General features: G+C 69.5%; 9 protein-coding genes and 1 pseudogene. 4 read left to right on the forward strand and 6 right to left on the reverse strand.

The genetic code is table 11. The features are described from left to right. Window positions 1–473 (reverse strand): annotated as a pseudogene (locus tag KBZ15_RS14205) (lytic transglycosylase domain-containing protein); the annotation flags it as partial. A 49-nt stretch (window positions 474–522) separates the two neighbouring features. Between KBZ15_RS14205 and KBZ15_RS14210 the strand changes: the two are divergent. Then, window positions 523–750: a hypothetical protein gene (locus KBZ15_RS14210; protein ID WP_254930474.1), complete on the forward strand. Its 228-nt coding sequence runs from the start codon at window positions 523–525 to the stop codon at window positions 748–750. Between the two features lie 35 nt (window positions 751–785). Further along, window positions 786–2174: a phosphoglucosamine mutase gene (glmM, locus tag KBZ15_RS14215; protein WP_255015866.1), complete on the forward strand. Its 1389-nt coding sequence runs from the start codon at window positions 786–788 to the stop codon at window positions 2172–2174. Window positions 2175–2190: 16 nt separating this feature from the next. On the opposite strand, the gene KBZ15_RS14220 is transcribed toward glmM, so the two are convergent. From KBZ15_RS14220 to KBZ15_RS14235, 4 genes are read right to left on the reverse strand one after another with little or no spacing between them, the layout of a single operon-like run. Beyond that, complete coding sequence (locus KBZ15_RS14220) at window positions 2191–3138, reverse strand: N-acetylglucosamine kinase (protein ID WP_255015871.1); 948 nt, start codon at window positions 3136–3138, stop codon at window positions 2191–2193. Window position 3139: 1 nt separating this feature from the next. Next, window positions 3140–4444 carry an IctB family putative bicarbonate transporter gene (locus tag KBZ15_RS14225; protein ID WP_255015867.1) on the reverse strand — a complete coding sequence of 435 codons (1305 nt, stop codon included), beginning with the start codon at window positions 4442–4444 and terminating at the stop codon, window positions 3140–3142. A gap of 16 nt (window positions 4445–4460) precedes the next feature. After that, window positions 4461–5165, reverse strand: coding sequence for a tRNA (guanosine(46)-N7)-methyltransferase TrmB (gene trmB / locus KBZ15_RS14230; protein ID WP_255015868.1), 705 nt, complete (start codon window positions 5163–5165; stop codon window positions 4461–4463). A 2-nt stretch (window positions 5166–5167) separates the two neighbouring features. Next, complete coding sequence (locus KBZ15_RS14235; RefSeq protein ID WP_255015869.1) at window positions 5168–6448, reverse strand: FIST N-terminal domain-containing protein; 1281 nt, start codon at window positions 6446–6448, stop codon at window positions 5168–5170. A gap of 72 nt (window positions 6449–6520) precedes the next feature. Here KBZ15_RS14235 and KBZ15_RS14240 point away from each other — a divergent pair, with 72 nt between their 5' ends. Both KBZ15_RS14240 and KBZ15_RS14245 read left to right on the forward strand, forming a co-directional pair. After that, on the forward strand, window positions 6521–7138 hold the full coding sequence (locus KBZ15_RS14240) for a DUF3177 family protein (protein ID WP_197153483.1): 618 nt from the start codon (window positions 6521–6523) through the stop codon (window positions 7136–7138). Continuing rightward, the gene (locus KBZ15_RS14245; RefSeq protein WP_255015870.1) at window positions 7138–7455 is read left to right on the forward strand and encodes a hypothetical protein; all 318 of its coding nucleotides are present in this window, start codon (window positions 7138–7140) and stop codon (window positions 7453–7455) included. The genes KBZ15_RS14240 and KBZ15_RS14245 overlap by 1 nt, the downstream gene beginning before the upstream one ends. A 48-nt stretch (window positions 7456–7503) precedes the next feature. Here the strand turns inward: KBZ15_RS14245 and KBZ15_RS14250 are convergent. Next, window positions 7504–7816: zinc finger domain-containing protein (locus KBZ15_RS14250; protein WP_315859899.1), on the reverse strand; the 313-nt coding region annotated here is incomplete at its 5' end.

Below are 7816 nucleotides of genomic sequence, written 5' to 3' on the forward strand. Positions count from 1 at the left end.
GCGGCCGCCAGGGCGGCCGGGTGGGCGGGGAAGCGCTGGAGCAGCAGCTTGCGCAGCCCGGGCGGGTCGCGCCCCAGGGCGTAGAGCCCATCGGCGGCGGCAGGCGTCTGGGGGAAGCGGCGCAGCAGTTGCCGCCAGAGCTTTTGCTCTCCTGGGGCATCGCCTAGGGCTGCCGCTGCCAGGGCATCGCGCTTGAGCACTAAGGCCGCCAGGGGATCCCTGCCCCAGCCCTGGCCCCGTAGGAGCCGGCGGCTGCGGGCGGGGTCAGTCCCCTGGCGGGCCAGCAGCAGCAGGTTGGCCTCACGCCGTCGCTGCGGATCCAGGCTGAGGGCGCGCACCAGCGCCAGGCTGCTGCTGGGGGTGGTGGGATCGGCGGCAGGGATCCGGGCGAGCAGCGCCCGGCCACCCACCAAAAGGGTGCCGCTGCCCAGGCAGGTGATGGCCAACAACAGGGGGAGGCGGGCCAGGTTCATCGGCGGCGCGATTCCGGCATTCTGGGCAGGACTAGATCCGGCTTGGCTGGTGCGATTCCATCCTCTTCCCCTCTCCCTTCCCCCCTACCTTTCCAGCCTGCCCGGTGCGCCCCAGCGGCTGCGGGCCCTGCGGGTGCTGGCTGGGGTGGGTTTGGTGCTGCTGCTGAGGCCCTGGTGGCCACTGAACTTGCTGCCTGGCTGGCTGGTGGGGCTGCTGCTGCTCTGGGCCCTGGGGGAGCTGGTGCGCTGGATTTGGTGGCCCCGTCGCTGGCGCTGATCGACGTAACCTGAGCCCCCCTGCGGCATCCGTTTATGGCCGAGCTGGCTTCCCATCCCGTTGGCCATCCCCTGCGGAGTGGCGTTGCCGGTTTCGGCACCGATGGCATCCGGGGCCGCGTCGGCGCCCAGCTGAGTCCGGCCCTGGCCATGCAGGTGGGTTTTTGGTGTGGCCAGGTGCTGCCGCCATCCGGCCCGGTGTTGATTGGGATGGATTCCCGCTGCAGCGGTCCGATGCTGGTGGCCGCACTCACGGCGGGCCTCACCGCCGCCGGCCGGGAAGTGTGGACCCTGGGTGTCTGCCCCACGCCGGCAATCCCAGGGGCGATCCGTCGCCTGGGGGCGGCCGGCGGGCTGATGGTTTCGGCCAGTCACAACCCCCCCCACGACAACGGCATCAAGGTGTTTGGCGCCTCCGGTGCCAAGTTGAGTCGCGGCCAGCAGCAGGCGATTGAGGCTGGGCTCCAGGGAGTGGGGCCCGCCGGTGGATTCGGCGGTAATGGGGTCGTGCACGATCGCCAGGAGCTGCTGGCCGACTACCAGCGGGCCCTGGTGGCCAGCGTGTTGGGGCGGCGTCTGGATGGGTGCTCGATCGTGCTCGACCTCTGCTGGGGCGCAGCGACAGCCTGTGGCGAGGCGGTCTTTCGGGCCCTGGGAGCCAAGCTCACGGTGCTGCATGGGCAACCCGATGGCGAGCGCATCAACGTGGGCTGTGGCAGCACCCACCTGGAGCCCCTTAGGCGGGCCGTGCTCGAGCAGGGCGCCTCGATGGGTTTTGCCTTTGATGGGGATGCCGACCGGATGCTGGCGGTCGATGGCCGGGGCCGGGTGGTCGATGGCGACCAGATCCTCTACCTGTGGGGAACCTCCCTACTGGCTGAGGGCCAACTGCCGGCAAACCGGATCGTTGCCACCGTGATGTCGAATCTGGGCTTCGAGCGGGCCTGGCAGGCCAAGGGAGGAGTGCTTGAGCGCACCGCTGTTGGCGATCAATATGTGCACCAGGCGATGGAGCAGATGGGGGCGGGTCTCGGCGGCGAGCAGTCGGGCCATATCCTCTCGGCCCGGCACGGCATGAGTGGCGACGGGTTGCTTACGGCCCTGCAGGTGGCCACCCTTCTGCACCGTTCCGGCCAGAGCCTGGCTGGCTGGATGGACAGCAGCTTCAAGCCCTATCCCCAGATTTTGGTAAATGTGACGGTGCCCGACCGGCAGCGGCGCCAGCAGTGGCAGCAGTGCGAACCCCTGCGCCTGGCCGTAGATGCGGCGGAGGCGGCCATGGACGGTTGCGGCCGGGTGCTGGTGCGGGCCAGTGGCACCGAGCCCCTGCTGCGGGTGATGGTGGAGGCGGACGATCAGAAGCTGGTGGATCACTGGGCCTCCCAACTGGCCAGGGAGGCCGAGCTCCACCTCAACGCGGCTTAGATCTAATCACTTGGATTTAGGGCTCCAGGCAAAGCCGGGCCAGGGCCAGGGCGCCGCTGCAGCCATCCCCTGCCGCCTGCTCCACCCTGGCCCCCGGGCAGTGGAGCACGAGCGCCGCGGCAAACCGTTGGCGCAGCAGCTCGAGGTGCTCCAGGGCGCCGCCCAGGGGCCATACCGGCGGGTTCCCTAGCGCCAGCCGCTGGCTGATGGTCGCCACCATTCGCGCCAGGGCCTGGGCGGAGCGCTCCACCACTGCCGCCGCCGCCGGATCGTCCTCGGCGGCGGCGGCGGCCACCAAGGGGGCCAGGCGGGCAAAGCCAGCGGCGCCGAAGTTGGGCGCCACCACGCGGGCCTTGATCGCCTGGGGGGCCTGGGGGTCGCCGGGGTCCAGGCCCAGGCCGGCCCAGATCCGCGCCCTCAGGGGCGAATCACTTCGGCGACCATCCGCCATCTCCAGGGTCAGGGCCAGCCCATCGCGGCCGATGTCCATGGCGGAGCCAGCCCCATCCAGCAGCCAGCCCCAGCCTCCGCAACGGTGCTCCTCCCCGGCGCCATTGCGGCCGACGGCGATCATGCCGGTGCCGCTGATCACCACGATGCCGGCCGACTGGCTGCCCATCGCCCCCCGCAGGGCCGTGCGCTCATCGCCGGTCACCAGAACGCCCTGCAGGGGCAGGCCCAGGGCGGCAGCTGCCAGCTGGCGGGCTTGATCCTGCACGGGGGTACCCACTTCGATGCCGCTGGCGCCAATCCCGGCAGCGACCAGACGCCCGGGGCTGAGTTGGTCCAGGGCCTGCTGCAGGCTTTGGCCCAGGGCGCGGCCAAAGCGGTCGGGGCCGTTCGGCCCCAGCAGATGGCACACACCGGGGCCCTGCCCTTCGGCCAACACCGCACCGCTGCCGGCAGCAGCTAGTCGACAGGTGGTGTGGGTCTGGCCGGCATCAAAGCCGGCGACCAGGGCCAGATCAGGCACGGGCGTGGGTGGCCCCAGCCGCCAGGGTTGCCACGCAGAACCAGCCACTGAGCTGCACTTCCGGCCGGAAGAAGATCGTGTCGGTGAGGCCCTGCACCCCCAAACCAGCGATCACGGCGATCACGGCCAGGGCCGGCAGGCTGAAGAAGCGATCGCCACGCCAGAGGCTGGTGGCGGTGCGCAGGCTGGCCACCAGCAGGCCGATGCCGGCCAGCAAGCCGGGAATTCCCGCCTCCACCGCCAGCTCCAATGGGATGGAGTAGGCACTGAGGGCATTGAACTTGGGTTGCTGAAAGAGGGGATAGATCTGGTTGAAGGCGTCGTTGCCCGGGCCTATCCCCAGCCAGGGTCGGGCCTGGATCATGTCCAGGGCGGCCAGCCAGACGTTGATGCGGAAGTTGTTGGAGCTGTCTTCGCGGCCGGCCAGCAGGCTCATCACCCGCACTCTCAGTGGTTCCACCTGGGTCACCAGCACCACCAGCAGGGCCGCTCCGCCCAGCAGCAACAGCAGGGGGGCCAGCTTGCGCCAGAGGGGTGGCCAGGTGCGGGTGCCGCGGATGGCCAGCAGGAGGATGGTCACCCCGGCCTGGGTCACCAGTCCCATCCAAGCGCCGCGACTGTAGGTGAGTACCACGGCTGCCAGGCCCAGCACCAGGGCCGTCAGGGCAAACAGCTTGCGGGCCAGCCCGGGCCAGCGCAGCAGGCCCACCAGGGCCAGCGGCAGCACGGGTAGGAGGTATCCCGCCAGCAGGTTGGGGTTTTCCAGGGTGCTGTAGATCCGCACCGTGCCATCCGCCACCGAATTGGGGTCGGCCCAGCGGGCCAGTTCGCCGGTGTCCGCATAGAGCTGGCGGATGCCGATCACGCTGGTGACCAGTTCGCCGGCCAGCAGGGCCGCCACGATCCGGTCCCACCAGATCGGCGCGGTGCTGAGCAGCTGGCGCATCAGGGCGTAGACCCCCAGGTAGCTGACCAGTTTCACCAGCCCCTTGGCGGCAGCCAGGGGCACCGGCGAGAACCCCGTGGCCAGCAGGGCCAGGGCGAGTATTGCCAGGATCCAGCGGTCGATCTCCCCCAATGGTCCCGGGGGTGTGCGCAGGGCAATCAGCAGCCACAGCAGGCCACTGGCAAGCACCAGCAGGCTCAGGCCGCTGCGGGTCACCAGGGGCAGGCCAGCCATCAGGGCGCAGAGCACGAGCCCGGCCACCAGGGTCAGCCTCCGGCCGAGGGCACCGCTGGGTGCGTGCTGCAGCGAGCCCTGCCAGCGCAGCAGGAGGGGAATGGTGGGGGCGCTCAAGGGGCGAAGGCTGGCGTCAGGCCGGATTATCAACCCCTTTGGGCAGATCCTCCAGCTCTTCGAGGGGGGGCAGGCGACTGTTGTTGCGCCGGTAGAGCACGCGATACACCGGCAAACCCTGGGCCATGACGTATGCCTCCCGCTCGCTCGGGACGGGCAGGGGGTTGGTGGCTAGCCAGGGCCGCCGATCTTGGTCTGGTCGCTCGAAGTCTGGTCGATCAAAGCCACCGCTGGCTTCGATCAGCTGCACCATCGGTGTGATCACCGCCAGCACATCACTCTGAATAAACAGCTCCTTGCCGGGGGAGAGGGCGCCGGCAAGGGCCTGCAGCAGGGCAGGCTGCAACACCCGCCGCTTGTGGTGTTTCTGCTTGAACCAGGGGTCGGGAAACTGGATCGAAACCCGTTCCAGCAGTCCTGCCGGCAGGCAGGCCAGCCAGTCCTGCAGGCTGATGTTGGCGTTGCAGAAGAGATAGTGGAGGTTGGCCAGTCCCAGGGCCTGGCGCTCGGCCTCTGCTGCCTCCACCAGCGCCAGGCGGATCTCCACGCCGAGGTGATTGGAGTCGGGTTCCTGCTCGGCCAGGGCCAGCAGGAAGCGGCCCCGGGCGCAGCCGATGTCGAGATGGAGGGGCTGGCCGGGCCTGGGGAATAGCTCGGCCGGGGCCGGCAAGGGCCGGGGCTGCTGGAAGAAGCTGCTGAGCGGATTGACGTGCTGGCGCACCTTCAGCCTTCTCCCCGGGGCACCAGAAAGGCCAGGCTGGCGGTGTAGCCGTGCAGGTGGGTGTTGCCAGCGATCGGTCCGATCTCGCCATTGCAGAACACCCCGGCAATCGGCACCTGCTGGAAGGCTTCACGGCAGAGATTCACATCGCCATCCGCTGCTCCGTAGAGGCCTTCGCCGCGACCGAGGCAGGCAAACAGCAGGGTGGCCAGGGGGTTGGGTGCCTGGGTTTGCTGCTGGGCCAGGAGCTGCCTGAGTTCCTGGCGGGAGGCCTCCGCATCGCGCAGCTGGAACTGCACCTGTTGGCCCACCCGCATGCGCTCGGCCACGGCCACGGCTCCGTTGCGCGGGTCCACGCCGATCAGGTTGCGCACGAGGAAGGCGCCTGGCTTGGAGGGCTCCGCGCTGTCCAGGTTGAAGTTGCTGCGCCCCACCCCAAGGAAGAGGGAGTGCTTGACCAGCTCCCGCTCCTGGGGGCTGAGGTCGGTGAGGATCGCCTGCAGGGCTGCCACCGGGCTGCGGCGGTCCTGGCCCTGGCTCACTTCCAGCACCACATTGCGCTGGGCTTGTTCGATGTCGAATACCGGTCCGATGGGCCGGCAGCCCTGGGCTACGACCGGGTCGAGCTGCCAGGTGCCGCCGATCAGGCAGCCGACGGCACCCCGGACAACCTGGTTGCCGTATAGCAAGGAGCCGTGGCCAGCGCTGTGCTGGCCGGCGATCCCGCCCAGTTTCACCGCCTCGGGGCAGGCGTAATCGAGGCCGCTGATCAGGTCGTTGATGCGTGAGCAGCTCGGATCCACCAGCAGCAGCATCGAGGGGCTGGGCGAGCCGCCCGTCGTCTCTGCGGCGTTGAGCAGGGCACGCCAGGGCTCGGCCGGACCATCGAGGTCGGGCAGGGTTTCGGTGTCGATGGCAAAGGGCTGGAGCAGGGCGCCGGGCAGGCGCAGCAGGGTGACGCTCAGGGCGGGCTTTTTTTCCAGCTCATGGGGGGTGCCGGTGGCGTCGGTGCCCACCACCCCACCGCCGAGGCAGCCGATCCAGTGGCTGGCCCGCAGTTTTTCCTGAAGCAGCGGCAGCAGCCTGGGCAGGTCACTGGCGTAGCTGGCGGCGGCAAAGACCAGGGCCAGGTCTGCCGGCCCGGCACCGCGCAGCTGGTGGACGATGGTTTCCACCGATGCCTGCAGGGAGGTTTCGGAGGCCAGGGCGGTGCGGCACCAGGCCTGGCCCCGGTTGGGTCCGATGTGGCGGGAGAGCCAGCTGGGCAGGGAAAATGCAGCCATAGGTCGGACCATATCGCCTGCCGGGGGCCGCGGATAATGGCGCCTTACCGAACTAACCGTGTGCTCGCTGCCCTGCCAGAACCGCTGTATCGCTCGTTGGTGTGGCTCGACGTCCGAGTGGCCATGTTGTTCAGCATCGGTCTGCCGCTGGTGCTGCTGATCTGGGCTGGCCTGCGCCGGGAGGGGGCGCTGGTGCGGCTGCTTGGCATCTATTGGAAGGTGGCCAGCCTGCTGCTGCTCGTCACCCTCCTGCTGACCGACCGCCGTCCCCTTGGTTTTCTGCTGGCGGTGCTGGCCCAGTTGCTCGTGGTGGCGAGTGTCTGGTTCTGGGTGGATCTCAACGAGGAACTGGCAGACATGCCTCCCTGGCGAGCCCTGCCCCTCACCCTGCGCGTCTGGCGCTGGAGCCTGACGGTGTGGGGCCTGCTGGGGGCAGCCCTCAGCACGACAGCCCTGGGCTGCATGGCCAGCGCTGGCCTGGATCGGCCCGCCTGCTCCATCTGGATCCAGCCGCCCCTTGGGCTCCATCAGCAGTTGGTGGGGGTGTTTGCCTTTGTGTTCGGCGGCTCCTGGACCCCTGGGGTGGCAGCCTTCATCGGCTATGTGGGGTTGGTGGCCTACGGCGTTGGGCTGCTGCAGTGGCTGCTGGTGCGGCTGCCCAAGCAGGGCCGGGTGGCGGGAGAGTTCTGATGGCCCTGGCCGCCAACGCTCTGATTGTTGGGCTGGAGGCGATCAGCCGTGAGCGGCCTGATCGGGTGCTGCGCCTGCGCGGTGTCCTCGATTCGGCGGGCGCGCTCGAGGAGCCCTACGAGCTGCTGATCTTTCGCGGCTTCTCCAGCAGCACCACCCACCCCACCGGTTTCGATCCCGACCAGCCATTGCTGCCCGAGGGGGTGCGGCTGCTTACGGCCGAGTTGCTGGCTGGCCCGCTCGACCCCGCCGCCGAGCAGGTGTTGGCCGCCAGCAGCAATCCCCAGGCCTACCTGCAAGCCCCAGCCTGGCTCTGAGCTGGCCTTGGGATTGGCAGATGGGCCGGGGCAATAGCCAGTTTTTGCTCAGGGCTCCAGCACGGCCACGCAGCGGCCGCAGAGGCTGGGGTGGCTGGGGTGGCGGCCGATGTCGGTTTCGTGGTGCCAGCAACGCTCGCATTTCTGGCCGGCGGCCCGGGCCACCCGTACCGTCACCCCGTCGGCTTTCGCCTCCGCCAGCACGGCTTCTGGGGCCTCGCCGCCGATGTGCAGGGCCGACACCAGCAGCCAGTCGGTGAGGTTGTCAACGCTGGGGTGGGCGGAGCTTGCCAGCCAGGCGAGGGCCTCCGCCAGCGCCGTGGTGCTCGCCCCTTCCGCCAGGGCGAGCTGCACCTGGGCC

The sequence above is a fragment of the Cyanobium sp. BA20m-p-22 genome (assembly GCF_024346275.1).
In the GTDB taxonomy this organism is placed as follows: domain Bacteria; phylum Cyanobacteriota; class Cyanobacteriia; order PCC-6307; family Cyanobiaceae; genus Cyanobium_A.

Excerpts from the sequence above, each read along its gene's own strand:
- KBZ15_RS14245 (WP_255015870.1), top strand. The coding sequence starts at position 7,138 with ATGGCCCTGGCCGCCAACGCTCTGATTGTTGGGCTGGAGGCGATCAGC.
- KBZ15_RS14235 (WP_255015869.1), bottom strand. The coding sequence starts at position 6,448 with ATGGCTGCATTTTCCCTGCCCAGCTGGCTCTCCCGCCACATCGGACCC.
- glmM (WP_255015866.1), top strand. The coding sequence starts at position 786 with ATGGCCGAGCTGGCTTCCCATCCCGTTGGCCATCCCCTGCGGAGTGGC.